The 25826-nt window shown below is 65.1% G+C and carries 26 protein-coding genes and 1 pseudogene; 17 read left to right on the forward strand and 10 right to left on the reverse strand.

Annotated features, from left to right (window positions below; translation table 11 throughout):
- Together X803_RS17210 and X803_RS0102015 are read left to right on the forward strand one after the other, a co-directional pair.
- On the forward strand, positions 1-442 hold a 442-nt coding region (locus X803_RS17210), incomplete at its 5' end, for a molybdate ABC transporter permease subunit (protein WP_156929940.1).
- The gene (locus X803_RS0102015) at positions 439-1476 is read left to right on the forward strand and encodes a sulfate/molybdate ABC transporter ATP-binding protein (protein WP_026543822.1); all 1038 of its coding nucleotides are present in this window, start codon (positions 439-441) and stop codon (positions 1474-1476) included. The genes X803_RS17210 and X803_RS0102015, both read left to right, overlap by 4 nt.
- A gap of 28 nt (positions 1477-1504) precedes the next feature.
- Here X803_RS0102015 and X803_RS17215 read toward each other — a convergent pair whose 3' ends face one another.
- Positions 1505-1744, reverse strand: a complete 240-nt coding sequence (locus tag X803_RS17215) for a hypothetical protein (protein WP_051470362.1) — start codon at positions 1742-1744, stop codon at positions 1505-1507.
- A 59-nt stretch (positions 1745-1803) separates the two neighbouring features.
- Positions 1804-2280: a pantetheine-phosphate adenylyltransferase gene (coaD, locus tag X803_RS0102025; RefSeq protein WP_026543823.1), complete on the reverse strand. Its 477-nt coding sequence runs from the start codon at positions 2278-2280 to the stop codon at positions 1804-1806.
- A gap of 70 nt (positions 2281-2350) precedes the next feature.
- Here coaD and X803_RS0102030 point away from each other — a divergent pair, with 70 nt between their 5' ends.
- The 11 genes from X803_RS0102030 (at position 2351) to X803_RS0102085 (ending at position 14127) form a co-directional block, all read left to right on the forward strand.
- Positions 2351-3577, forward strand: a complete 1227-nt coding sequence (locus X803_RS0102030) for an aminotransferase class I/II-fold pyridoxal phosphate-dependent enzyme (protein WP_026543824.1) — start codon at positions 2351-2353, stop codon at positions 3575-3577.
- Positions 3574-4353 carry a spermidine synthase gene (locus X803_RS17220; protein ID WP_035777504.1) on the forward strand — a complete coding sequence of 260 codons (780 nt, stop codon included), beginning with the start codon at positions 3574-3576 and terminating at the stop codon, positions 4351-4353. Before X803_RS0102030 ends, X803_RS17220 begins: the two co-directional genes overlap by 4 nt.
- A gap of 111 nt (positions 4354-4464) precedes the next feature.
- Positions 4465-4755 (forward strand): DUF1540 domain-containing protein, encoded by a 291-nt coding sequence (locus X803_RS0102040; protein ID WP_026543825.1) that lies wholly within the window; start codon positions 4465-4467, stop codon positions 4753-4755.
- Positions 4756-4977: 222 nt separating this feature from the next.
- Positions 4978-6213, forward strand: coding sequence for a glycosyltransferase family protein (locus X803_RS17225; protein ID WP_253907372.1), 1236 nt, complete (start codon positions 4978-4980; stop codon positions 6211-6213).
- A complete protein-coding gene (locus X803_RS17230; protein ID WP_051470364.1) occupies positions 6200-7495 on the forward strand; it encodes a glycosyltransferase family 4 protein in 1296 nt (431 codons plus the stop codon). The genes X803_RS17225 and X803_RS17230 overlap by 14 nt, the downstream gene beginning before the upstream one ends.
- A complete protein-coding gene (locus X803_RS0102055) occupies positions 7492-8622 on the forward strand; it encodes a glycosyltransferase family 4 protein (protein WP_026543826.1) in 1131 nt (376 codons plus the stop codon). Before X803_RS17230 ends, X803_RS0102055 begins: the two co-directional genes overlap by 4 nt.
- On the forward strand, positions 8619-10448 hold the full coding sequence (locus tag X803_RS0102060) for an ABC transporter ATP-binding protein (protein WP_026543827.1): 1830 nt from the start codon (positions 8619-8621) through the stop codon (positions 10446-10448). The genes X803_RS0102055 and X803_RS0102060 overlap by 4 nt, the downstream gene beginning before the upstream one ends.
- Positions 10445-11635: a phosphotransferase enzyme family protein gene (locus X803_RS0102065; RefSeq protein WP_026543828.1), complete on the forward strand. Its 1191-nt coding sequence runs from the start codon at positions 10445-10447 to the stop codon at positions 11633-11635. Before X803_RS0102060 ends, X803_RS0102065 begins: the two co-directional genes overlap by 4 nt.
- The gene (locus X803_RS0102070) at positions 11635-12750 is read left to right on the forward strand and encodes a phosphotransferase (protein ID WP_026543829.1); all 1116 of its coding nucleotides are present in this window, start codon (positions 11635-11637) and stop codon (positions 12748-12750) included. The genes X803_RS0102065 and X803_RS0102070 overlap by 1 nt, the downstream gene beginning before the upstream one ends.
- A 108-nt stretch (positions 12751-12858) precedes the next feature.
- Entirely contained in the window at positions 12859-13140 is a 282-nt protein-coding gene (locus tag X803_RS0102075; RefSeq protein ID WP_156929937.1) for a hypothetical protein, read from the forward strand.
- A gap of 570 nt (positions 13141-13710) precedes the next feature.
- Positions 13711-14127 (forward strand): type II toxin-antitoxin system VapC family toxin, encoded by a 417-nt coding sequence (locus X803_RS0102085; protein WP_026543832.1) that lies wholly within the window; start codon positions 13711-13713, stop codon positions 14125-14127.
- Between the two features lie 108 nt (positions 14128-14235).
- Here the strand turns inward: X803_RS0102085 and X803_RS17235 are convergent, their stop codons facing one another.
- Entirely contained in the window at positions 14236-15633 is a 1398-nt protein-coding gene (locus X803_RS17235) for a UDP-glucose dehydrogenase family protein (protein WP_084033274.1), read from the reverse strand.
- A 139-nt stretch (positions 15634-15772) separates the two neighbouring features.
- Complete coding sequence (rsmD, locus tag X803_RS0102095; RefSeq protein WP_026543833.1) at positions 15773-16339, reverse strand: 16S rRNA (guanine(966)-N(2))-methyltransferase RsmD; 567 nt, start codon at positions 16337-16339, stop codon at positions 15773-15775.
- A 140-nt stretch (positions 16340-16479) separates the two neighbouring features.
- Here rsmD and X803_RS0102100 point away from each other — a divergent pair, with 140 nt between their 5' ends.
- Positions 16480-17439 carry a hypothetical protein gene (locus X803_RS0102100; RefSeq protein ID WP_026543834.1) on the forward strand — a complete coding sequence of 320 codons (960 nt, stop codon included), beginning with the start codon at positions 16480-16482 and terminating at the stop codon, positions 17437-17439.
- Between the two features lie 113 nt (positions 17440-17552).
- On the opposite strand, the gene X803_RS0102105 is transcribed toward X803_RS0102100, so the two are convergent.
- Positions 17553-18422, reverse strand: a complete 870-nt coding sequence (locus X803_RS0102105; RefSeq protein WP_026543835.1) for a YsnF/AvaK domain-containing protein — start codon at positions 18420-18422, stop codon at positions 17553-17555.
- Between the two features lie 223 nt (positions 18423-18645).
- On the opposite strand from X803_RS0102105, the gene X803_RS0102110 reads away from it, so the two are divergent.
- Both X803_RS0102110 and X803_RS17240 read left to right on the forward strand, forming a co-directional pair.
- Positions 18646-18912 carry a hypothetical protein gene (locus tag X803_RS0102110; protein ID WP_026543836.1) on the forward strand — a complete coding sequence of 89 codons (267 nt, stop codon included), beginning with the start codon at positions 18646-18648 and terminating at the stop codon, positions 18910-18912.
- 99 nt (positions 18913-19011) lie between these two features.
- Positions 19012-19395, forward strand: a complete 384-nt coding sequence (locus X803_RS17240; RefSeq protein ID WP_051470365.1) for a GNAT family N-acetyltransferase — start codon at positions 19012-19014, stop codon at positions 19393-19395.
- Between the two features lie 10 nt (positions 19396-19405).
- On the opposite strand, the gene X803_RS0102120 is transcribed toward X803_RS17240, so the two are convergent.
- Both X803_RS0102120 and X803_RS0102125 read right to left on the reverse strand, forming a co-directional pair.
- A complete protein-coding gene (locus X803_RS0102120) occupies positions 19406-21619 on the reverse strand; it encodes an ATP-dependent DNA helicase RecG (protein ID WP_035777509.1) in 2214 nt (737 codons plus the stop codon).
- Positions 21620-21709: 90 nt separating this feature from the next.
- Complete coding sequence (locus X803_RS0102125) at positions 21710-22507, reverse strand: GAF and ANTAR domain-containing protein (RefSeq protein ID WP_253907373.1); 798 nt, start codon at positions 22505-22507, stop codon at positions 21710-21712.
- 195 nt (positions 22508-22702) lie between these two features.
- On the opposite strand from X803_RS0102125, the gene X803_RS17245 reads away from it, so the two are divergent.
- The gene (locus X803_RS17245; RefSeq protein WP_051470366.1) at positions 22703-23164 is read left to right on the forward strand and encodes a MarR family winged helix-turn-helix transcriptional regulator; all 462 of its coding nucleotides are present in this window, start codon (positions 22703-22705) and stop codon (positions 23162-23164) included.
- Positions 23165-23198: 34 nt separating this feature from the next.
- Here the strand turns inward: X803_RS17245 and X803_RS0102135 are convergent, their stop codons facing one another.
- The 3 genes and pseudogenes from X803_RS0102135 to X803_RS22055 all read right to left on the reverse strand — a co-directional run.
- Positions 23199-24401, reverse strand: a complete 1203-nt coding sequence (locus tag X803_RS0102135; protein ID WP_026543839.1) for an MFS transporter — start codon at positions 24399-24401, stop codon at positions 23199-23201.
- A gap of 135 nt (positions 24402-24536) precedes the next feature.
- Positions 24537-25481, reverse strand: coding sequence for a DAK2 domain-containing protein (locus tag X803_RS17250; RefSeq protein ID WP_035777510.1), 945 nt, complete (start codon positions 25479-25481; stop codon positions 24537-24539).
- 22 nt (positions 25482-25503) lie between these two features.
- Positions 25504-25826, reverse strand: a pseudogene (locus X803_RS22055) (thiamine-phosphate kinase); the annotation flags it as partial.

Below are 25826 nucleotides of genomic sequence, written 5' to 3' on the forward strand. Positions count from 1 at the left end.
GCGCGAGCCCCTCCGCATCCTCGGCGTGGACATTGCATTCTCGACCGCCGCCGTCGTGCTGGCGCAGACGTTCGTTGCCCTGCCGTTCCTGGTCCTGAGCCTCGAGGGAGCCCTGCGGACCGCCGGCACCCGCTACGAGGCCGTAGCTGCGACGCTGGGAGCACGTCCCACCACGGTGCTGAGACGGGTCAGCCTGCCGCTGGTCGGACCGGGCATCGTTTCCGGTGCCGTTCTGTCCTTCGCCCGCGCACTCGGCGAATTCGGCGCAACGCTGACGTTCGCCGGCAGCCTGCAGGGCGTAACCCGGACGCTTCCGCTGGAAATCTACCTGCAGCGGGAAACCGACCCGGACGCCGCGGTTGCACTGTCGCTGGTGCTCGTCGCCGTCGCCGTCCTGGTGGTCGCGCTGGCGCACCGCATCCATGAGGGCGCCGGCCCGTGAACCTGGTTGCCAGCGCGAAGATTCCCGCGCGGAACATTGACCTGCGGCTTTCCCTCTCCGCCGGGGAAACCGTGGCTGTCATGGGACCCAACGGGGCCGGAAAATCCACACTCCTCGCCGTGCTCGCCGGGCTCATTCGTCCCGACCACGGCTCTGCCTCCCTCAACGGCACAACCCTGTACGACGACGGCGCGTGGCTGCCGCCCCATGCCCGCGGCATTGCGCTGCTGGCCCAGGACGCGCTCCTCTTCCCGCACCTTTCGGTGCTGGAGAATGTTGCATTCGGACCCCGGTCCGCCGGAGCCTCGCGCAGCGCCGCCCGGCAGGCAGCGAACCGCTGGCTTCAGGAGGTTGACGCCGCTGACCTTGCCGGTCACCGGCCTTCACGCCTCTCGGGAGGCCAGGCGCAGCGGGTGGCCGTGGCCCGTGCCCTCGCGGCCGAGCCGGCGCTCCTGCTGCTGGATGAGCCACTGGCAGCGCTCGACGTTTCCGTGGCGCCGGTGCTGCGCCGCACGCTTCGCCGGGTGCTCGAGGGGCGCAGCGCAATCATCGTCACGCATGACGTGGTGGATGCGCTGCTGCTCGCCGACCGGGTGGTGGTCATCGACAGGGGACGGATTGTCGAGGATGGGCCCACCCGGTCAGTCCTTGAAAGGCCGCGCAGCCGCTTCGCCGCGGGGCTGGCCGGGGTGAACCTCCTGACGGGCACCACGGCGGCGGGCGGGCTGCTCACCTCGTCAGGTCTGCAACTGGCGGCCCTGACGGAGGAGGATCTGCCGCCGGGGAAGGACGCGGCGGCGGTTTTCAGCCCCCGGGCCGTCGCAGTCCACCGGCTCCGGCCGACGGGCAGTCCCCGGAACGTCTTTTCTGTGACCGTCACGGATCTTGAGCAGCATGGACCACGCACCACCGTGCGCGCAGGGCATCTGAGTGCCGAGATCACCACGGCCTCGGCCGCCGACCTGGACCTGTTGCCGGGCACGGGGGTGTACTTCAGCGTGAAGTCAGCCGAGGTGACCGTCTACCTGCTCTGAGCATCCGGGCTACTGCAGCCGGTAGACCTCAGGCGGACTTCTCCGCAGCGTGCTGGTTGGATGTCTCGGACATGATGTCCCTGTCGTCCAGCTCCTCGTTGACTTCTTCCTGACGGTGCTCAGTCTCCGGGTCCGGGCTGCCCGCCTCGACGTATTCCACCTCGAGCTGCCGGTGGACCTTGCTGTTGAGGACCTCAACCTGGTCATCCTCAAGGCTGTTGAGGTTCTCCGGGAATGGATCTTCCGGCTTGATGCGACTTTTGCCCACTGTTTTTTCCTCTGTCCGCCCGCACTGGAATTCCTGATTCTACTGAAACGAATCCGCTTCTAGGGAGTGGTCTCCTTGAGCCGCTTGAGGACAGCCTTCGGGACAAAGGGTGAAATGTCACCGCCGAGGCTCGCCACCTCCTTCAGAAGCGTCGACGAGAGGTGCGAGTAGCTTGCCTCCGCCGGGATGAACACCGTCTCGATGCCGGCCAGCTGGCGGTTCATCGCGGCCATCGGCAGCTCGTATTCGAAGTCGGCACTGGAGCGCAGGCCTTTCACAATGAGGTTGGCTCCGTGCTCGCGGCAGAACTCTGCGAGCAACCCGTCACCCATGGGCCGTACGGAAACTCCGCGCAGGTAGGTGAGGGTCTCGTTGGCGATGTCCAGCCGGTCCACCAGCTCGAACCGGTACTTCTTTGCGTAGTTGGTGGAGACAGCCACGATGACCTCGTCGAAGAGGCTGGCGGCACGGGCGATGACCTCCAGATGGCCGTTATGGATGGGATCGAAGGACCCGGGGCAGACGGCGCGGCGCATACAACGAATGTACCCTCTGGCGCGCCGGTTTAGACCGTCGCCGGCACAGGCGTTCGACATACTGGATCACATGGATTCAAACCTACCCATCCCGTCGAGGCAGCTCTCCGGCTGGCAGCGAACCGCCCAGGGCGCCAACCTCCTCTCCCCCGACGGCCGTCTCGGAACCGTCATCTTCGAGGAAATCACCGCGCTCGCTGCGCAGCACGGTGCCATCAACCTGGGCCAGGGGTACCCGGATGAGGACGGACCGGACCTCCTCCTGGACGCCGCGCGGGAGAACATAGCGTTCGGGCTCAACCAGTACGCACCCGGGCGTGGGCTGCCCGTCCTCCGGGAGGCTGTTGCAGCCCATCAGCAGCGCTTCTACGGGTTGACCGTCGATCCTGAACGGGAAGTTGCGGTTTCAACCGGAGCCACGGAGGCTATCGCGGCGTCCATCCTCGCCTTTGCCGGTCCCGGGGACGAGGTCCTGACGTTCGAGCCCTTCTACGACTCCTACGGCGCCATCATCGGTCTCAGCGGAGCCCGGCACACCACCGCACCGCTGGTCGGCCCGGACTTCCAGCCGGACCTGGATGCCCTCGAGGCGGCCCTGAACGAGAAGACCCGCGTGATCGTGGTGAACAACCCGCACAATCCCATGGGTTCCGTCTTTTCGAGGGAGGCCCTTGTTCGGATCGTGGAACTGGCGGAGCGCTACGACGCAATCATTGTGACCGACGAGGTGTACGAACATCTGACATTCGGCACAGCCCACATCCCCGTCGCCACGCTGCCCGGCGCGTGGGAAAGAACCGTCACCATCTCTTCGGCCGGAAAGACCTTCTCCGTGACCGGTTGGAAGATCGGCTGGTTCTCCGGACCCTCGGTCCTTGTGGAAGCGGTCCGGAGTGTGAAGTCCTTCCTCAGCTACAGTTCGGGCACGCCCTTCCAGGGGGCGGTAGCACTGGGTCTGGGGCTGGAGGACGATTTCTACCGGTCCATCGCTGATTCCCTGCAGCACAAACGGGATGTCCTTGGTGCCGGTCTTCGGGCCGCCGGATTCGAGGTCTTCACTCCACAAGCGACCTACTTTACGGTGGTGGACGCCGCACCGCTGGGCATCACGGACGCCACCGCGCTGGCCAGGAGGCTGCCGGAACTGGTCGGTGTCGCTGCGATCCCGGTCCCCGTGTTCTGCCACGACGAGGGCGCTGCCCGCACGCGCTCGCTCCTCCGGTTCGCCTTCTGCAAGAAGGAAGAGGTTCTGGCCGACGCGGCTCAGCGGCTGGCAACGCTCCGGGAACGGCTGTGAGCGTTCCGTCGCGGTTCCTCCGCGGAGCGGGTGCACATGCCGAGATCGACGGCGACGCCTTCAACGACGGCGCTTTTATCCTCAGCATCGGCGGCGCGCAGCAGTCACACGTTGATCTCGCCGACCCCCGGAACGTGTTCTATGAGTATCTCCGGCGGATTGCGAATGTCATCGATGTTTTCCGGCCCCAGGGCGAACCGATCCGGATCCTGCACCTCGGGGCCGGAGCCCTGACCCTTGCCCGTTACGTCCAGGCCGCACGCCCCGGCTCCCGCCAGGTCGCCGTCGAACGGGAGCGGGAGTTGCTCGCCTTCGTAGTGGAGCATCTGCCGCTGCCGGAGGGCACCGACTGCGCCCTGCTCGTCGAGGACGCCAGGGACACGCTTGTTGCCTGTGCCGAAGGATCCTACGACGCCGTTGTCCTCGATGTTTTTTCGGGAGCGGATGGTGCCACTGAGCTCGCGGCCCCCGAGACCTACCGGCTGCTTGCGCGCGCTGCCGGGGAGGAAGGCGTGGTACTTGTGAACGTCGGCGATGATCCTCCGCTGGCATTCGCCCGCAGACAGGCGCGCCTGCTCCGGAAGACGGGGTACGACGTCGCTGCGCTGGCTGAGACCGGCATGTTCAGCGGGAAACACGCAGGCAATATTGTGCTCGCGGCGACGGCTCGGTGGGACGCGGAGTGGACGGCCGCGCTCGTTGCGGCAGGACCGCACCCGGCAGCTGTCCTCACCGGAGGCAGCTACGACGATTTCGCCTTCGCGCGGGCTGATTAACGCACCCGATTCATGCTCTATTGAACCCGTGCCCTGGGCCGGAACCAGCAGTACGGTTTAACTGCAAGCGGCCGGGAAAATCGGTTTCGGACACCATCTTCTGGAGGAGTCATGACAGCGGAAGTCACCGAAGTATCGGATTGTACTGTTCACAGTTGCGCGTTCAATCATGAGGGCTGCACCGCCTACGCGATCACGGTCAGTGGAAGCCCGGACCATGCTTCCTGTGCAACCTTCATTGATACCTCTGAGACCGGCGGACTGCCGATGGTCCTCGCGCACGTGGGTGCCTGCCAGCGTACTGAGTGCGTGCATAACAGCCATCTCATGTGCAATAAGCACGATGTGAAGATCGGGTCGGGTTCCGACCTCGCGGACTGCCTCTCCTACGAGCCCCGGTAAGCTCCGCTTCGGCGCCGCACATGATCCCCGGCGTGCCCACCCTCCCGCATCTGTCGCTGCGGGAGGGTGGGCATTTCTTTGCGCGTGCAGGGTAGCCGGCCCCTTTGCCACATGAGAGCACTCTCATGAACGACTCACCAAGGTCTCATCGCCTGCTGGCTAAATAGGAAGCCTGCGGGGACCGCTCCTGGACCGCGGGGAAAGTTGGGACAGGCGATGATCGTGACCAAGGGCGCGGGTACTGAGGCCGGAAAGGACAGATCCGGCACGCTCAGGGTGATTCTGTACTCGCACGATTCGCAGGGTCTGGGTCACACCCGCCGAAACCTCGCGCTGGCGCACGCACTGACCCGTGATTTCAGGAATGCGGGGCGGAAAGTGAGCGGGGTACTGGTGACAGGAGTTGCCGCCGCCACCCGCTTCGAGGTGCCCGAAGGGTGGGACTGGGTAGTGGTTCCCGGCATCGCGAAGGGCCCCGACGGGTATGAGCCCCGGCACCTGGCCGTCCGACGGAAGAAAGTGCTCAAGCTCCGGTCATCGGTGATCGCTGCCGTGCTCCGTGACTTCCGACCTCACCTGGTAGTGGTTGACCGCCACCCGTTCGGCGTTGATCATGAGCTGGCAGACGGACTGGAGCGTCTGCGCAGGAAGCGTCCGTCCTGCCGCGTTGTGCTCGGACTGCGGGAGGTTCTTGACCAGCCGGCGGCCGCCCGCCGGGAGTGGGAGGCTCTGGATCTGGAGCAGGTCCGCCGGAGCTTCGACGAGTTCTGGGTGTACGGCGATCCGGCAATCCACGATCCCGTGCGCACCGGTGAGATTCCAGGCGGCCTCGCCCACCTCGTGCGGCATACCGGATACCTTTCCCTTGGACGCCCCGTGCGGCGCCGTACCGGAGCCACCGGCGTCCCGTTCATGGTCACCATGGCGGGAGGCGGGTCCGACGGGCTCAATGTGACGCTTACCGCCGCCCGCGCAGCCCTTCCGCCGGGGTTCGAGCACCTCATCATTACGGGTCCACAAATGCCCAAGGAGGACCGGGCGCAGGTGGAGACGGCCGCCGGCCCCGGCACGCACGTTGTCGGCTCCGTCCGAGATGCACTGGCCGAGATCCAGTCAGCCTCCGCCGTCGTCGCGATGGGGGGCTATAACACCGTCTGCGAGATCATGAGCACCACAACTCCCGCCCTTATCGTGCCCCGGGTTCAGCCCCGGCGCGAGCAATTGATTCGTGCACGCGGACTGGCCGGTCACCAGCTGCTCGATTTCTGCCATCCCGACGAGTTCACGCCCCGGGCGCTGTCCACCTGGTGGCGGGAAGTTGCGGGTCAGGATGTGCCCCGGACCGGGGTCAACCTTGACGGGTTGGCAACCACCTATGACTATGCAACCGAGCTTCTTTCCCGTCCGGCCGATACCGCCCGCGAGGACACAGGATGGGCACGCCATGCAGCTGTCTGAGGCCGGGCGCATCGGCTACGTCCTGAAAATCTACCCACGCTTTTCGGAAACGTTCATCGTCACCGAAATTCTGGCCAGGGAAGCAGCCGGAGAAGATCTCGAGATTTTTTCCCTCCGCCCACCGGTCGACCCACGATTCCACCCCGAACTGGCGAGGGTCCAGGCGCCGGTCACCTATGTCACACGACCGCAGAAACTCTCGGAGGGCTGGCCGATCATCGCCGCCGCCCAGGGCATTGTTCCGAACTTCGCCGAGCGTTTCTCCCTGCTTCTGCCTGACCTCGCCGGGTGCGATGCGTCCGAAGTGCACCAGGGCATCGAGCTGGCCACCCGGGTGGCGGAGCGCGGAATCACCCATCTGCACGCCCACTTCGGTTCCATTGCAGCACGTACCGCCCGAATCGCCTCGGCTCTCACGGGGGTCCCGTTCTCGTTCACCGCGCATGCCAAGGACATCTTCCATGAACTGGTGGACCACGGTGAACTCATCCGGTTGATGCAGGACGCACACCATACGGTCACCGTAAGCGACTTCAACCTGCGCTACCTGTCGGCGCTGGCTCCCGCCGCGTCAGGCCGCCTCCACCGGGTGTACAACGGTCTCGAGCTCGACCGCTTCCCATTTCAGGAGCCGGCAGGCGTGCACGCACCGTTCCGCATTGCCGCCGTCGGGCGCCTCGTGGAGAAAAAGGGCTTTCCGGTCCTGATCGATGCGGTCGCCGGACTGGTCCGTTCGGGACTGAGGGTTGACCTGCGAATCGCAGGCGGCGGAGAGCTCGCTGACGCACTGGCCGCCCGGATCGAACTGTTGGGTCTGGCCGGGAGCGTGCAACTGCTGGGTCCGCGCACCCAAAGCGAAGTGATCGAGTTGCTGAGGTGGGCAGACGTATTTGCGGCTCCCTGCATTGTCGGTGCTGACGGGAATGCGGACGGGCTGCCGACGGTGCTGCTGGAGGCCATGGCGATGGGACTGGTGTGCATCGGCTCCGACGTGACCGGTATTCCCGAGGTTCTCGGCCGGACGGACGGCGCGTGCACAGGGATCCTTGTCCGTGCAGGAAACGTCGAGGACCTTATCGGCGCTCTGCAGACGGTCGCTTCCGATTCCTTCGACCGGGTCTCCGTGGCGCGCGCAGCACGGGCGCTGATTGAACGCAGCTTCGATTCCCGGACCCAGTCCGGCCGGCTGCGGCAGCTGTGCCTTGACCCTGCCCCGGACAGTCCCGCTGCCGCCGGCGTGGGCAACGCTGCCGCCTCGGAGTTCGAGGAAGTGATCCGGTGAAGCGCCTGGCGTATCTGTGCATCGACCCGGGTGTGCCGGTTTTCGGTACCAAGGGCGCCTCCGTCCACGTCCAGGAAATCATCCGGGCCTGGCGCAACCGAGACGTGGAAGTAAAGATCTACTGCACCCGCGCCGGCACAGTGGTTCCGACGGACCTTGAAGACCTGCCCGTCGTCGTCGTACCGGTCACCGGCAAGGACGCTGAACGCGAAGCATCCCAGGCTTCGGTTGCGGCGGAACTTGCCCAGCGGGTCATCGAGGACGGCACGGACGCTGTGTACGAGCGCTATTCGCTGTTCAGCGATGCCCTCGCGCGGGTGACCGCCGGCCTGCGCGTGCCCGGGTTCCTGGAAGTCAATGCTCCGCTGATCGATGAGCAGCGGACCCACCGTACGCTCCATGACGAGGCCGCTGCCGGGAGGACCCTGCGGATCCAGGTGGCTGCGGCCGCGCGGACGGTCTGCGTCTCCGATCCGGTAGCCGGCTGGGTGAGGGAGCGCGTGGATGGCCGGCATCACGATCGCATCCGCACCGTAGCGAACGGCGTCAACGTTCGGCGCATCCGCCCCTCTGCGGAAGCGCCCGGGAAGCCGGTTGTTGCCTTTGTCGGAACACTCAAGCCCTGGCACGGTGTGGAGACCCTGATTGAAGCCCAGGCCTCCGGGTCGCGGGAATGGAGCCTTCGCATCGTCGGGGACGGCCCGCAGGGTCCGCGGCTGCGCGCTCTGGCCGCGGAGGTGGAGGCCGACGTCGAATTCACCGGCTCCGTGCCTCCCGAATCCGTTCCTGCGCTCCTGGCCGGGTGCTCGATCGCCGCGGCTCCCTACCCGGACACCACGGACGCAGGCGACCAGTATTTCTCTCCCCTGAAGATCTACGAATACTGCGCCGCCGGGCTGCCGGTTGTAGCCTCCAGGGTGGGCCAGGTGCCGCACATTATTGACGACGGCGTGACCGGGCTGTTGGTCGAGCCGTCCGATCCCTTCGCGCTGGCCGAGGCGATCGACGGACTGGCTGCTGCGCCGCTGGCACGCGCCGCCATGTCCGCCGCCGCACGGCGCGCCGCCACGCAACGGCATAGCTGGGACACGGTGCTGAACCGCATCACGGAGGAGGTGCTCGCGTGACGAACAGGAACGCCACGGTGGGGAAGTCCGGGGTTCAGCGCACCTTGCAGGTCATCAGGCCTCATCTGGGCGGGCAGGGACCGCTCATGACGGGCGGGGTCCTGGTACTGCTGTGCGAGGTGGCATTCCGGGTTCTGGAGCCGTGGCCGGTCAAATTCGTGGTGGATGCCGTCACCCGCAGCCTTGGCGCCGATCTCGCGGGAACCGGGCCGGACGCAACCCCGCTGCTGCTCCTGGCCTGTGGCGCAGCCCTGGTGTTCTTCACCGGCATGCGGGCCGTCTGCAACTTCTTCGCCACGCTCGCTTTTGCGCTTGTCGGGTCCCGGGTGGCAACCAGGCTGCGCGCCGCGGTGTTCGACCATGTGCAGTCGCTCTCGGCGCGGTTCCACTCAACAAACCGGACCGGCGACACCGTCCAGCGGTTGGTCGGCGATGTGGGCAGGCTGCAGGAAGTCGCGGTCACCGCGGGAATGCCGCTCCTGGCCAACTGCATCACCCTCGTGGCGATGGCGGGTGTCATGTTCTGGCTCGATCCGCTGCTGGCCCTGGTGGTCATCGCCGCCTGCGCCGGGTTCTATCTCCTCTCACGGATCAGCACGGACAACATCACCATCGCCGCACGCAGGACCCGCAAGGGTGAGGGTTCCCTGGCGAACACCGCCCAGGAGAGCCTCGGCGCCATCCGGGTGGTCCAGACCTACGGACTGGAACGGACGCTTTCGGACCGCTTCGGCAGCAGCAATCAAAAAACCCTGAAAGAGGGAGTCCGGTCCCGGCGTCTCGCAGCCGCCCTCGAACGAAGGACGGACGTGATTGTCGGCATCGCAACCGCCGTCGTTCTGGCCGGCGGCGGGTGGCGCGTAGTGCAGGGGGCCATGACCCCGGGCGACCTGGTGCTCTTCCTCATGTATCTCAAGACGGCCATGAAGCCTCTGCGGGACCTCGCCAAATACACCGGCAGGATTGCGCGGGCCACAGCCTCCGGCGAGCGCGTGGCTGAGCTGCTTGAGGAAGCTGTCGATATCAGTGACTCCCCCACAGCGCTTCCGCTCGGGAAGGTCTGGGGCGAACTTGAGTTCCGGAACGTGTCAGCCTCCTACGACGGCCGGCCGGTCCTGTCCAACCTCACGCTGTGCCTGCAGGAGGGCCGGAACACGGCGATAGTCGGTCCGTCCGGATCCGGAAAGTCCACCCTCCTGTCGCTGCTGGTCAGGACAATGGATCCACAGCAGGGTTCAGTCCACCTCGACGGAGTGAATCTCACCGACATCACGCTGGCATCCCTGCGGTCCAATGTGAGCCTCGTGCTCCAGGAGGCCGTCCTGTTCACGGGGACCATCCGCGAGAACATCCGTTTCGGCCGGCTCCCGGCAACCGACGGGGAGGTGATGCGCGCAGCCCGGCTGGCCCAGGCACATGGCTTCATCACCAGCTTCCCGGAGGGCTACGACACCATCATCGGCGAGCGCGGCGGGACGCTCTCTGGCGGGCAACGGCAACGAATCGCTATTGCCCGTGCCATCCTTCGGAACTCGCCCGTGGTGCTCCTTGACGAAGTAACCACCGGCCTGGACCACGCTGCACGGACTGAAGTGCTCGAGGCCCTCGCAGGACTCACCGCGGGGCGCACCACCGTCACGGTCACGCATGAGGCATCCATCGCGTTGAGGAGCGACAGGATCGTCTGGCTCCAGGACGGACGGATCCTGTTGGACGGTCCACCGGAAGAGCTTCTGCACTACCCGATGTTCGCCCGCTGGGTAGACGAGCAGCAACGCTCCGGACAGGACAGCGACCCATCCATCTGGGCCGGGAGCGGGTCATGAGGTCTGTCCGAACCCCGCTTGATCCCGGGCTGCGCTCCCTCGACCTGCTGTTGGATCCCGACGAGCTGAGCGCACTCTTCAACCGCCCGGTACGGACAAGCCATCTCCGCTGGAAACGTGGCACTTCGGCCGTTGCACGGCTCCACGACGACGACGGCGTGCGCTGGATTGCGCTCTACAGCACGGAAACATCCGTGAAGCTGGAGAAAACCGGTCGGCGGGCGCTGGACTGGAATCTGCCTCTGGAGCGCTTCACGCTTGACGACGGCGTCCTGGCGAGCGGTCCCATCCCGCTGGATCCCCGGCTCCACGGCGCCCTTCGGCCCTTCCGCCGACAGGCGATCGCCGTCCCTTCGCCGAGGGCCAGGGTGCTGAAGTACAACCCGCTGCGGCGGGTTGTGGTCGACATGATGTCCGACCGGGCGCGGCTCGTGGGCCGGGTGAGCGCTGCTGGACACTCCATGAGCCGGACAATGCTTTCCCACCTTGCCGAGGGCGGGGTTCCTGTCCTTGTACCTCTTGATCCAGCGCTGCTTCCTCCCGGGACCCCCTGGGGCAAGCACGTGGAGTATCTGCCCTGGTACGGCACCGGCGACCTCAGCACGGTTTCCGGTCCCGAGGCGGAATCCCCTGCGCATTCCGCCGGGGCCGCACTGGCAGTGCTGCACCGGCAGCTCCCCGTGCACCGGTCGCAGGCCTGGCGGGCCCCTGCGGGACGCCTCCGTTCACTGGTTCGCGAAAATGCTGAATTGATGCCGGAGAATCTGGACCGTCTGGAACGGGTACGCAGCCGCTTGGAGGGTCTCCTGCGTCGCCCCGGGCGCGCCGCGGTCATCCATGGCGACTTCTCGGCTGACCAGGTGCTCGTCAATGGTGCGGAGGTTCGCCTGATCGACTTCGAGCGATGCACCTATGGTGCGGCGGCGTCCGATCTGGGCAGCTTCGCCGCCGTCGAAGCACTTGAAGCGGGCGATAGCTGGCGCAACACCGTCCTCGAGCTTCCCCGCACCGCAGCCCTCCTCTCAGGCTACGGTGCCGACGCCGACGCTGGAAGCGAATCCGAGATACTCGCCTGGACCGCTTTCTTCCTCCTGAACCGCCTCCGCGAGCCGTTCCGGTCCTGCCGTCCCGGGTGGCGACAGCACATGGAGGACCGCCTCGGGATGATCGAGGAGGTGCTCTGGTGATGTACCTCCCCACAGAAGTCGTGGACGGAAACGGGACAGAAATCGCTATCCATCGTGCCTGGCCCCGGCCGGACGGGCGCCTCATCGTCGAAGGCCGGGAAGTGGAAACCGGCAGGATCAGGGCCGGCAGCACCGAGGTTTCCGGGCACACCGCTGTCCGGCCGTTCGGAGAGGATCCTGCGCTTCCAGGGCTGATGCCGGCAGCGGTCACAGGGGAACTGCTGGTGCACCGTTTGAAGCGACGCGCCGTCGTGCGTTCGGGCAACCAGTACAGGAAATTCATTGCCTCGGGAAAGGCGCCGCGGGTTGCGGGCGCGCACCGGAATGCTGCGGCCTGTCTCGCCGGGACCGGGCTGCTTGTCCCGGATGTCATTTCCTCGGATGCGCAGGGCGTCACACTGACTGCTGTGTCCGGTGTGAGCCTGCACGACCTTGGTATGCGTGCCGGCATCCCGGATGCTGTCTCCGCCGCGCCCGGCAGATATCCGGAAAACGCGGCACTCCTTCAGTGGTGCAGCGCCTGGGATCTGTGGGCGCACAGCTGGCCGCAGTTTGTCGGCGCGAACGCACAGCTCGCCGCTGCTCTCCATACCGCTGAGGACGAGGTTCGAACGATTGGCCGATGGACGGAGCTCGCAATCGCCTTCGATGCCCTCGGTGTGCCGGAGGATCGGCTTCACAGCGCCTCGGCGTCGGTGGCCCGATCACTGATGGGCGGTGAATCATCGGCGGGCCTGGCTCACCGTGACCTGCATGACAAGCAAATACTGGTCGATCCCGTCGAACGCACGGTCGGGATCATCGACTGCGACACGCTTGCTGCTGCCGAGCCCGCGCTCGATCTGGCGAACCTGTCGGTCCACCTTGAATTCCGCAGAGCCCAGGGGCTGCTCTCGTCCGACGCGGCCGCGCTGGGCAGGCAACGGATTCGTGAGGTGTCCGATACCCTGCAGGTCCCCCACTCCCGCTTCGAAGCCTACGCAGCAGCAACTGCGCTCCGGCTGGCATGTATCTACGCGTTCCGTCCGCCGTATCGTGCGCTGGCACGCGCCTGGTTCGACGAGGTCGAAGCTGCTGTGAAATCGCGCAGGCCGCTGGGCGCGGGCGCTCCCTGAGTCCCTTCTACCGGCGAAGATTACCCCCACGTAACGGACCCATCCCGATTCGCTAACGACACGGTGACACGGGCCGCAATGCTCAGCTGGCTGCTCAATACTGGGTGCATGGGGATGCAGCAATTTGAAGAATCAGCCGGAACCAAAATGCGGACGGCACTGCGCTGGGATTGCGCGCCCGCAGTGATCGTCCTGGTCGCAGTGGCGGTTTTCTGGATCGGCGGCTCTCTGGAGTGGTTCGAGATGCTTCGGGTGCCTGAGAACGCCGTTGGCAATGTCGTGTGGCTCTACCTGATGCTGGCTGCCGTAGCCGGCTCAATTGTGCTCGGAGGCGGCGCCGTCGTCGACTTGTCCCGCCGCCTGAACCGACGTTCGAGACGGGATCAGTGACGTGGGGGTCCAGTAGCCGCGGACCGTTGTCCTGCTGGGGCGCCGGCCTCCAGGCTAGCCCTGCGGCGGCGGCAAACTGCAGTGTCTGCCGGAGGACTCCTCCTCCCCACCGCGGGCGCTGGGGCTGACGCTGTCCACATAGGCGGGGACACCCTTGTTCCGGGATTGTGCATGCAATGCACTCATTGCATGCAACGCATGCAGAGCATGCACCATCCTGAGAGGAAGCCCCATGCCGAATATCAGCATTCGCGGAGTCGATCAACCTACAGTGGATGAACTGAAGCGGATCGCAGCGTCGAACGGCCGCTCAATGCAGGCGGAGCTCAGAATCCTTCTTAGACATTTCGCTTCCTTGCCCTGGGAGTCACGCCTTGCCGACTGTCCCGTTTCGATGTTGCCCCTCCCCCGCTGGTATGCGGAGCTGGCAGAGATCCAGCTTGACTTCGCCGGCCTCTCCCTTGACCGGCTTCCGACCCGGCGCTCCCCGTTCCGTTCGACGCCAGAGTCCATATTGTCGTTACTCCAGGACACACGGACGGTCGCTCCCGCGCCCGAGGAGTGTGCAGCATGAACATCATGGACTCGGACGTGCTGCTGGCGATGATCGGTTCGGAAAATGGCGAGATCGAAGAATGGGTCAAACAGCTTTCGGGCAAGCCGCATACCTCCGCCCTTGCCGTAGCAGAGGTTTACGCGGCAATCCGGCGAGCACCCGACACTCTCTTCCGCGAAGCGCGTTACCGTGCGCTGCAGGGGGCCCTCGACGGCATTCTTCACCGCCGCGTCCTTCCCTTTGATCAGAACGCGGCCCGCGAGCTGGCCTCGCTCGCCCTCACCCCCCACCCGGATGGAGGGACTTTCGCCCTGGCAACACTCATTCCGTCGGCAACAGCCCGCGTTCTCGGCATGAAGATTGCGACGGCTCGCCCCGAGGACTTTCTCGGCATCGATGTGGAGCTTGAGGTGCTGACTCTCGGAAGCTGACAGGGCAGCAGGGCTAACGGAGTTGACGGGTGGTGGCTGACTGGGCAGCAAGGCGCCGGAGCGGCAAGGCGACGGGGGTGGAGAGCGCCCGTGAAGGCGTCGCGCAGATCAGGCTACAGGCGCTGTAGCTCCGCCGGAAAGCGGTCCTTCGGAGAACCGAGACGCCAGAACAGTGTCCGCTTCCCGTATGGCGGCAGCCCGCGGGCGGCCGAGTGCCCGGTAGGTCCAGCCGGCGTCCCGCCAGGCCACGGGATCAAGACAATTCCGGCCGTCCACGATCGCCGGACGGCGCACCAGCGTCTTCAGGAACTGTGGATCAAGGCTCCGGTAGTGCTCCCACTCCGTGAGTACCAGCACGGCGTCAGCGTTCTGCACCGCCTCCTCAACCGACTCCGTATAGGTGAGGTCCGGGAACCGAAGCATCGCGTTGGGAACGGCCTCAGGATCACTTGCGGTGACAGCCGCCCCCTGCAACTGCAGTTGAGCCGCGACGCTGAGCGCGGGCGAATCACGGACATCGTCCGAGTTCGGCTTGAAGGCAAGGCCAAGCACGGCGATCCGCTGTCCCAACAATGACCCGCCGCAGACCTCGCGCGCCAGATCGACCATGCGGGACCGCCGTCGCATGTTGATGGAATCCACTTCGCGCAGGAAGGTCAGTGCCTGATCGGCCCCGAGCTCGCCGGCCCGCGCCATGAACGCCCTGATGTCCTTGGGAAGGCACCCGCCACCGAAGCCGAGACCCGCGTTGAGGAACTTCCGGCCAATGCGTGCGTCATGGCCGATGGCGTCCGCGAGCATGGAGACGTCCGCGCCGGTCGCCTCACACACCTCAGCCATCGCATTGATGAACGAAATCTTCGTTGCGAGGAATGCGTTGGCGGAGACTTTGACCAGTTCAGCGGTCTCGTAGTCCATGAGCAGCCTCGGGCGTCCCTCGGCCAGCGCCTGGGCATACACCTCGTCCAGGATCAGGCGGGCACCGCTATTCGTGTCATCGAGCCCATACACCAGGCGGTCGGGTTCCAGGGTATCCCTGACCGCGAAGCCCTCCCGCAGGAACTCCGGGTTCCAGGCAAGCGCCACGGACGGACACTGCTCGGCGATGCGCTTCGACAGGTCCCGCGCGGTCCCCACCGGAACGGTGGATTTCCCAACGACGACATCCCCCGCGCGCAAATGCGGAATCAAGGCCTCAACACTTGCATGCACGTGGCTCAGGTCCGCGCCATTCTCGGTCCGCTTCTGCGGCGTCCCAACGGCGATGAAGTGCACCGTCGAGCCAACTGCGGCGCTGATCTCGGTCGAGAACCGCAACCGGCCGGTTCCCAGGGTTTCAGCCAGCAGGTCATTGAGTCCCGGCTCGTAAAAAGGAGCCTGACCGGAATTGAGAGCGGCCACCTTTACACCGTCGACGTCGATGCCCACCACCTCGTGCCCCAGCTTCGCCATGCACGTGGCGTGTACTGCTCCGAGATAACCGCATCCGATGACCGATATCCGCATGGTGATCGCCCCTTACATCCGTGTGTCCGTACTCATGAAGACACGCTACGGACGCTGGATGGGGTGCACATGAACTCCAGATGAGAGTTGGATGAGATTGTGCCGTCAGGTCAGCTTCCGCGCCCGCGTGAACCGGGCGTCAGGCCGGTTCGAGATACCAGAGCCGGGTTTCTCCGTATTTTTTCTCGGCAAAACGCTCAAATCCCTCGGGCCAGCCAGGCTCACCCGAGCGCGATGAGCGCTCCACTACGACGACGGCGTCCTCGCCAAGATGCGGTGCAAGGAGGGAGAGAACCTCCATCAGCGGCTCGTCTTCCATGGGATAGGGCGGGTCCATGAGCACCACATCCCACTGTGCGTCTTCCGGCGTCCGGTTCAGGAAGGTTTCAACCTTCACCCGGTGCACCCGCACGCAGGTTCGCCCCAGTACCTGGTTGATCGCATCGGCGTTGGCCCGGCAGGCCGCTGCTGCACGGTCGGCGAATTCCACCAGATCCACCGTCGCGGCTCCCCTGCTTGCAGCTTCCACACCCAGCGAACCTGATCCGGCGAACAAATCCAGCACGTGAGCGCCTGTCAACACGTTGTACGCGTCAAGCCGGGAGAAGAGCGCTTCCTTGACCCGGTCGGTGGTGGGACGCGTCATCTGGCCGGGGACGCCAGTGAGCGGTATTCCTCCTGCCGCGCCCGCGATGATCCGACTCATAAAAAAACACTCTAATTCACTGGCAGAACCGGCTTCCGCATGGTCCAATAAGTGCAGCCGAGAAGCAGCCGCGTCAGCGAAGTGCGAGCGGCTGCGCCGCTCAAGGGGGACTTGGGGGCTTCCACGGAAAGAAAACACAGATGAATACTCGGTCCTGCCTGCTCACCGTAGGTGTCTCAGCACTTCTCGCGACGGGCCCGGTCCTTGCTGCCGTGCCCGCATCGGCCGCCCCGGGTTCTCCCCAGTGCGTGTCGGCACAGGCAGCGCTCACCGCGCAGATCGGCGTCGCGTCAGTCGACATCGCACTGGCGAACCAGCTCCGAGAGGCTCTTGCCTCCTTCGAATCCATCGGTGCCCAGCTTGAACCCCTGTACCTGGAGGCAGACCTCGCGGTCGCCGACGAGCTGGCTGCCCTGGACGCTGCGGATATCGCTGCCTACGACGCTTCCGTGGCGGCCGGCGCGGCAGCAGCAATTCTCAGAACTTCTATCGACGCCGAAACTTCCGCCGAAGCTGATCTCGCGGCAGCTGAACAAGCAGTACTCGAGGTGCCTGAAGGAGACGCTGCCGCCCTGGCAGAGGCCGAGCGACTGCGCGACGAGGCACAGGCACGGCTGACCATCGCGACCGCAGCCCGGGAACAGGCGGACGTAGACGCAACGGCGGCGCAGGAAACATCCCTTGCCGCCGACGCCGCCTTCACCGAGGCAAACGAGGCGTTCCTCGCAGCGGCCGACGCCGCCTACGCGTCGCCGGCCATCCTTGCCCTTGAGGCCCAGTTCGATGACGCCGCCGCCTCATTCGACGACGCTTTCATCCGCCTCGGGCTCACGGAGGGCACCGACCCACAGCAACTCCTTGCCCTCGCCGATGCCGCTGCGGACGCGTGCTCCGCTCCTGCGGCGGGCTACGAACCGGTGGTCCGGGCTGCTCCCGCGCAGCGTGGCATGAACATCCAAACAGCAGCGTACGACGCCGGCACTACCGGCCCCGCTGACCTCGCCCTGCTGGCGCGGCTGGCAGGGTTCGGTGCGGCAGCAACTGTCGGCGCCGGCGTCGTTGTCCGCCGTCTGGAAGCCCGACGGGTCCGCGGCAACTGACACTGCCGAAGCGGATGCCGGGCGTCCGAGAAATGCTGCCCCCGAACGACCGACGTAGCGCGGGACAGTAGTGGCGCGCGGAGCCGGCTCATCCACCGGCTCCGCTCCCGCTCCTAGAGTCCGCGACGGGTGTCGCCCGCTTCATCGGTCTCGATCTCTTCCCGGCGCACATCCTCGCTGACGGTCTGCTCGTCCGTGACGGTTTCCTTGTCCAGGCGGACACGCTCCACGGGCACGGCTTCTTTCTCCACCACGGGCCGTTCCTCGTGCAGAGTCACCTCGTGCTCCTCCTCGCTGATGGCCGGGCCGCCCATCGCTTCGCCCCGGTTGGCATCAGTGATCGGCTCACGCTCGACCCGCACCTCTTCGCGCTGGACGGGCACGGTCTGTGTCACGTTTTCGGTGACCACGTACTTGCGCAGGCGCGCGCGTCCGGTTTCCCGGCTCTCGGTACCGACGCGCAACTGCTCCTCGGACCGGGTCATTGCGTCATCGGTGGTGGGTCCGGAAGTGTCGTGCCCCACGCTCCTGTCACTGTCATCGGCGTCGTACGGATCCCGCTCCCCCACGTCGGCAATACCGGGGCGCACGTCCCCCGTATCGTCAGAGCCGGTGGTGGTGCCGGAGTACGTACCATGGGCGGCAGCGTCGTTTCCGCCGCCGGGCCGGCTCAGGGCGTAGTGGCGGTAGAGTTCCTCTTCCTCCGCCTCACTCAGATTCTGGTCCGGATCCACCTTGGGTGCGTCCTTGACCTGATCCTTCGTGTAGTTGATGCGTACATCGTCACCGTCCATCGAGGCACCCTGGAGCGGGGCGAACGATTCGGATGTGCCGAAAAGGCCTGTCCGTACGGTCACCCAGCTGGGCTCGCCCGTGTGGTCATCCACATACACCTGGCCGGCGGACCCGATCTTGTTCCCGTCCTGGTCCACGACATTGCCGTTGCCGTCGAGAATCCTGTCGATATGTTCCTGCGTGATCACTGGTATCTCCTTGAGATTGATTACAGAGAACTTCTTCCGGAGTGTCCGGGTGCATAAGGGTAAGCACAGCCGCCGGTTAATTGGAAGCATGCTTAGTAGTTTTGTCCGGAGCGGGTCAGGAACCACGGAACCGGTTCCGGGGTTGCCACCATGGAAGACCGGGCTAGACTTGCTACAGGTTCAGCAGGGAGCCACAGTAAACCTACTCGTGGGAGTGCCACCTATGGACGCTCAGCCGCGCTCGCTTCCTGAGCTTCAGGAATTTCCGACCGACAGTCTTTTCGATAATTGCTTCGACGGCTTGGCTGAGCCGAGCGATGACAACTTCCCCCCGGATCTTTCATCCCTACCGGAATGCCGTCTCATCGAGCTCAGTGACACGCTGTTCATCGAACTCGATTCCGAGATGCCGGACCTACGCACCCTGGAGCGATATCAGACGGTCTGCGACGAGCTGACGCTACGCCAGAACAATCGGGGTGTGGCGTGATTCGACCAGACTATTTGTCAGCCTACTGATTGTCGCTATAGTTGTTCGTACGGTTCAGCAGCGAGCCTCACCAGCCTCATTTTGACTGTGGGAGTTCTCATGGACCTGCGTTTCCCAGACGCCTCTTCAACCAAACTGCGCACGGCGGTTCGCGACAACGTGAAACTCAGCCGCTTCGAACTGTACGTGGACGGCGACAATGTCGGGCACCTGCAGTATGAAACCCGTCGGGACCAGATTTGGCTCCTCCACACCACGATTGACCAGAGGTTCAGGCGCTCCAGGCTCGACAACTATTTTGTAGCCCATGTCCTCGAGAACCTGCACCGTCGGCGAATCGGAGTTATGCCTTTCTGCCCGACCGTGCGCCACTATCTGGCGTGGCATCCGGAATGGACCGCGCTGATCCCGGCCGCGGAACGCTCACGCTTCCGGCTGTCACCGGGAGCCAAGTCCCGCAAAACCACCGCGCGAGCTTCCTGAGGCGGATTCGCTATCCGCGTTCGAGGAACGCTTCCTTCTCTTCATTGAGGTAGAGATCCAGCGCTTCCACCAGCTCGGGGTGGTCGGTGAGCGCAGGATCGGCATCGATCAGTTCCTGCGCGTCGCTGCGCGCCTTCTCTATGACCGCCGCGTGCTGGATGACCTTCAGAAAGCGCAGGGCTGACCTCCCGCCGGACTGTGATGAACCGAGGATGTTTCCCTCTCGTCGAAGCTCAAGGTCCTTCTGCGACAGTTCGAATCCGTCCGAGGTTGACGCAACCGCATCCAGCCGCTCCCGGCTGGGGTGTTCTGGCTCGAGTTGGGTGACCAGCAGGCATGTGCCGGGGTGACCGCCGCGACCGATCCGGCCCCGCAGCTGATGAAGCTGTGAGATTCCGAACCGGTCTGCGTCCATGATGACCATCAGCGTGGCATTGGGAACGTCCACCCCAACCTCTATGACGGTCGTCGAGACCAGTAGGCTTATCGATCCATCGGAGAACCCGGCCATCGTCGCTGCCTTTTCCTGGGGGTCCAGCCGCCCATGGAGAACCCCCAGGGTCACATCAGCAAGCGCCGGAACCTCCCTCAGTGATTCCACAAGCTCCGCTACCGACGTCAGCTCCTGCCTGTTCGCCGGAGGCCCCTCGTACAGTTCCAGGGCGTCGGAAGTGTCGGCTTCCAGCTGCGAATCTCCGATCTTCGGGCAGACAACATAGACCTGACGGCCTGCATCAATCTCCTCGCGTGCCCGCGCCCAGGCGCGGTCAATCCATCGCGGGTTTTCTGAAAGTCCGACCACGTGAGTCGAGATCGGCGCGCGCCCCGCCGGCAACTCCGCCAGGGTGGACACGTCCAGGTCGCCGAACACGGTCATGGCCACCGTTCTGGGGATCGGGGTGGCAGTCATGACGAGCATGTGCGGCGCTGCGGCCGCTTTTGTCCGCAAAGCGTCGCGCTGCTCTACCCCGAAGCGATGCTGCTCATCCACCACGATCAGCCCAAGATCGAAGAACTGCACGTTCTCGGACAACAGTGCGTGCGTCCCAATCACGATGCCTGCGTCACCGGATGCTGCCGATAAAAGCGCCTCACGCCGCTGGGCCGTGGACATCGAGCCGGTCAACAGCACCACGCGCGTGCCGTCTGCGGCACCGCCGAGCATGCCCCCTTCTGCCAACGGTCCAAGGGTCCGGGTGATCGACTGGTAATGCTGCGCTGCCAGCACTTCAGTGGGCGCCAGAAGGGCGGCCTGTCCGCCTGAATCGATCACCTGGAGCATCGCCCGCAGCGCCACGAGCGTCTTCCCCGACCCCACCTCACCCTGGAGGAGGCGGTTCATGGGGTGGGCGGCGGCGAGGTCCGCCGCGAGCTGCTTCCCGATCGCCTGTTGACCGGCGGTCAGGGTGAATGGCAGCGCAGCATCAAACTGGTCGCGCAGACCTCCCGCGCGGTGGGGACGGGAGGTCGCTTCCTCCGATCTCACCTCCGCCCGCCGGCGGCCCAGCGCTGTCTGCAGAACCAGGGCCTCCTGGTAACGGAACCGATGCTGAGCCCGATACGCGTCCTCCACCTCCGCCGGCCGGTGAATCATCTCGTAGGCCTGGGTGATGTTCATGAGCCGGTCCCGGCGGGCAATATGGGCGGGAACGGGGTCATTCAGCTGCGAATGCGCGAGGCTGTCGAGGAGCTGGCTGACGCACCCCCTGATCATCTGACTGCTGATCTGTTCGGTAGCAGGGTAGACAGGAACAGGTCTCAAATGTTCGTCGACCCCGCCCTCGCCCTCGTCCAGCAAGGAAAACCGTGGGTTGGTGAGTGTCAGCTCACCCCGATAGCTCCCCGTCCGGCCCGAGAAAATGGCGCGGGTTCCAGCCGTCAACTGGCGTTCCGCTGCGTAGCTGTTGAAAAAGGTGAGGTGCATGGTGCCCAGCCGCCCGGCGTCGTCATCGGTAATGACCACATCCAGCAGCTTGCCCTTTCGCGTCCGCATCCGCCGCGAGTTGGCGGACTGGACACGCGCTATCAGGGTGACTTCCTCATCCAGGGGAACGTCTGTCAGAGCGGTGAGTTCACCCGCGGCGAGATACGTCCGGGGGAAGTAGTTGAGGAGCTGACCCACACTGTTGATGCCAAGGCTTTCCTCCAGAAGTTTCTGCAGGTTGTCACTGAGGAACTTCAGGTTCAGCGGGACAGCGAGCTCGGGCGGGCGCCTGTTCTCCATAGACCTTCCTTGAGGCAGCGGTGCCGCCCGTTGGGGATCCACGGTGCGACAGTGCCGAGCTTAGCCGAGGGCAGTGACGGTTCGGTTGCGTCAATCCTCGAAATGGGTTGCGCCGGCGGCCCCGGAGACCCGCTGGACAATCTCGGACGCGATCACCCGGAGCTTGACGTTGCGGGTGCTGGATGCCCGCTGCAGGATCTCGAAGGCTTCCGCCTGCGAGCAGCGGTTCTGGGCCATCACGATTCCCACTGCCACGTCGATGTCCGTCCGCGACTCCATGGCCCGGCTCCGGTTGTCCGCTTCCTCGCTGTAATGGGCCATGCGCAGTGCAAGCTGCAAACCCTTTGAGGCCTGGTGCGCGTACGATTCGGCGAATGCAACCTCGTCGTCATCGAACGCATCCGGGCGGTAGGAGTAAAGGTTCATTGCGGCCTGCGCACCCGGCCCGACGGTGAACGGAGCGGAAAGGATCGAGCGGATGCCGTGCCTGGACACCTCTTCTGAGTATTCGGCCCACCGCCCGTCAGTGCGGAAGTCCTGAACGACGACTGTTCGCTGTTCACTGGCCGCGGTAAGGCACGGACCTTCCTTGAAGGCGTACTGCAGCTCGTCCATCGCTTTGGCTGTCTCTGAGTTGTAGGCCACGGTCGCAGCCCGCCGCCTGCGCAGCACCGTGATCCCGCACAGAACCGTATCTTCAGTCCCGCTCACGCTCCGCGCCGAAAGCACAGCCAGCTCGTTGAGGAATTCCTGCATGTCCGAGGTCGAGAGGACGAGGTCCTGCAGTTCATCGAAAAGCGAGCTGTGGTCCCGGGGAGTGGGGGATTCACCCGCGGATCCGGATGCGTCCAGCTCCTCGTCGGCCTCAAAGGAGACGGATTCGCCCACGGGGCCATCCTTTCAATGGTTCAAACATAAACTTTCATCGCATAGGATACTTCACTAGACGCATTCCACACCGTCCAACAGGACTCGTACCCTGTCGTGGATTGTCCTGCCGGTGCCGTCCACCGGCATTTTTGTTCGAGCGGGAGGCACTGTGTGACGGGTGCGGCACCGCTTTCGGGGATAGAGGGTTGAGGCATGGATACTTCGCACTGGTCGACAAGTCGTCTGCTGAGCACGGCAGCCAGGCTCAATGAAAACCGCGACAACGAGCGGCTCCGCAGCATTGGGGTCACACATTCCGGACTCACCATCCTGAAGGTCCTGTCAACAGTTGGGTCAATGAGCCAGGTGAAGCTCGCGCAGACTGTTCGCGTTCAGGCCCAGACCGTGGGCAAGGCGCTTGAGCGCCTGGAGGTCCGTTCTCTCGTCAGGCGCACCAAGAGTGCATCCGACCGCCGGGTGACCTTCGTTGAGCTCACGCCCTCAGGCCGCGCCATTCTTGATCAGGTGCAGCAGAGTGAGGGTGTGGCCCTCGGCGGCACAGGCTACGCTGAAGAAGACCTCCGTGCGGCCCTGATCAGTGTCATCGAAGCCACCCGGAACAATCTCCTCGCTGACGGCGCCGAACCAGGACCGGAGCTGGCTGTTTCCGCCTAGCCGGTCCTGCCCGGCGCCCAAAGTTCCCGGCGTCTCAGTCTCCGGCGATGACCCGATCGCGGCCGGCAAGCACTCCCGTCACGGCCAGCAGGGCCATGATCCCCGCTGTGACGAGCAGTGGAAGAGTCCACCCGCCGCTCAGGTCACGGAGACCACCGAATATCACCGGCCCCGCAGCGCCCAATCCGTACCCCACAGACTGCGCCATGCCCGAGAGCGCCGCCGCCTGCGGATAGTTGACGGTCCTCAGGCTGAACAGTGACAGGGCGATGACAATGAGGCTTCCGCAGCCCAGCGCACCGAACAGCACCCACACGAGCGTGAGATCCGGCGCCACCGCCAGTCCCAGGAAGGTTGCGAACGTCAACGCGCTGCTCCCGAATGATACGAGGCGCTGGTCCGAACCGCGGTGAAGAAGGCCGCCCGTGGCAAGGCTCGCGAAAACGCTGACCAGCAGGAAAATAGACAGGTGGAATCCCGCTGTCGACGCCGGGACCCCCCGGCTCTGCTCTATGGTGGGCAGCCAGGCCATGAGGACGTAGAACGCGATCGACTGCAGGCCCATGAACAGGGTCACCTGCCAGCCCAGCGCGGAGGCCCAGGGTGACCGGTAGGCGATTGCCGGCGTCGTAGTGGGAACGGTGCCTGAGGCGCGGCGCCGGAGCCACGGCAGGAGGACTGCCATCGCAATCAGGGCGAGCCCTACCCAGATGCCGAGAGCCAGGCGCCAACCCGCCGGTGACGTCTGTGCGACGGGCACGACGACGGCTGCCCCGATCGCGGCAAAAGCAGCCTGTGTTGCGGTGTAGCTTCCTGTGACCTGGCTGACTTTTGTCGGAAAGTCGCGTTTCACCAGAGAGGGCAGCAGGACGTTGAGGAAGGCGATGGCGAGGCCGATCATGGCGGTTCCCGCCCAGATGGACCCGGGCACGGGCAGGGAACGCAGCACGATCCCGGAGGCAAGGATCAGCAGTGAAAACCATAGCGCCCGGTCCAGGCCCAGACGGGCTGCGAACCCGGGCGCCACGGGTGAGAAGACCGCGAAGGCGATCAGCGGGAGGCCTGTAAGGAAGCCTGCCGCGGCGCTGGTCAGCTGAAGGTCGCTGCTGATATTCGCAAGGACCGGCCCCACGCTGACAAAGGACACGCGAAGGTTGACTGCGATCAGCAGCACTCCAATGAAGGCGAAGCCGAAGCGGGCCGTACGTTCGGGCGCTGTCCGGGTAGCGGCGGGCATCGTGCAGGCTTCCGTCCTTCTGGGGAGGGGAAGCACCCGATGTGCTTCTTACTACACCCTAGCGCCGGGCGCGCGGGAGGTGCTCCAGCGGCATGGGAACGCGCCCTGGCCGGCCCGCTCCCGCGCGTTCAGGGTCTAGTGCGGCTCCTGCGGAACCACAGCCCCCGCTCCCGCAAGCTGTGTCACCGCAATGTGGCTTGGCTGCCCTGCTTCCTCGATGAACTTGAGGGCCAGCGCTGCTTCAGGGACGTGGACGTGCACACGCCAGCGGTAGCCCTCCTCGACCTCGGTCACAGCGCTCATAATGACCGAGTCACCCACCTCATCCAGGTGCAGGCGGAGCGTCGCGGCATCGAGCGGACTGAGGTTGATGGTGCACATGACCTCGACGCCCTCGGCCGGCATGCCGTTATGGATGTGCGGCGCCTGGACGTCGTAGCCGTGCAGGCCGTCGAGCAACTCATCCTGCAGTTCCTCACCGAGCGAGGCGGCGCGGAGCGCGTCCATGATGAGGAGGAACCCGACTCCTCCGGCATCCACCACCCGGGCTTCGGTGAGCGCTCCGAGTTGACTTTCCGTACGGACCACCGCTTCCAGCGCAGCCTCCACGGAACCCTGCAGGGTCATGGCGAGAGCGTGGTTACTGTCGTCTCCCTGATTTGCCTGATCCACGGTGGCAGCTCCGGCCGCCGCGGCCTCGAGGACGGAGAGCATGGTCCCGGGCACTGGATCGCTGAGTGCCGACCAGCTGCGGATCTGTGCACGGTTGAGCGCAGTGGCCAGCAGCGGACCGGACAGGCGCGAGACACCGTGAAGCGGCTCGGCGATCGCGGCCAGGAACACGGCAAAGAGCGTCCCCGAGTTTCCGCGGGCGTCTTCCATGGCAGCCTGACCTGCGACCTTCAGCAGCTCCCCGAGATCATGGGTCTCAACGTCTGCAACGGCCTGGGCTGCTGCACGGACCGTCAGGTAGAGGTTGGTGCCGGTGTCGCCATCTGCCACCGGGAAGATGTTGATCGCGTTGAGGCGGTCGCTGTGGTTGCCGAGGGATTCTTCAGCCTTGCTCAACCATCGCTTCATCGCAGTAGCGTTAGCGGTGATTTTAGTCTGCAAAATGATCCCATCCCACGTTGGCTGGAGGCTCTGACCCCACGGTCACCTCGGCATGCCCGGCCCTAATTGAGCCTACCGCAGTGAACCCTGCCAGCGGCATAACGTTTGGGTTAACGGTGGCCAGCAGACCGTGGTCCTCTCCCCCGCCGAGCACCCACTCGAGCGGGTCGGCGTCCAGCAGGCCGGCAGCTGCCACCAATGGTGACGACAGACTCTTCAGGGTCTCCGGATCGAAGTCCACACGGACAGAACTGGCAGAAGCCAGGCGGTGGGCATCGCGCACCAACCCGTCGGAAATATCCATCATTGCGG

This window comes from Arthrobacter sp. 35/47, from assembly GCF_000520475.1.
GTDB lineage: Bacteria > Actinomycetota > Actinomycetes > Actinomycetales > Micrococcaceae > Arthrobacter_D > Arthrobacter_D subterraneus.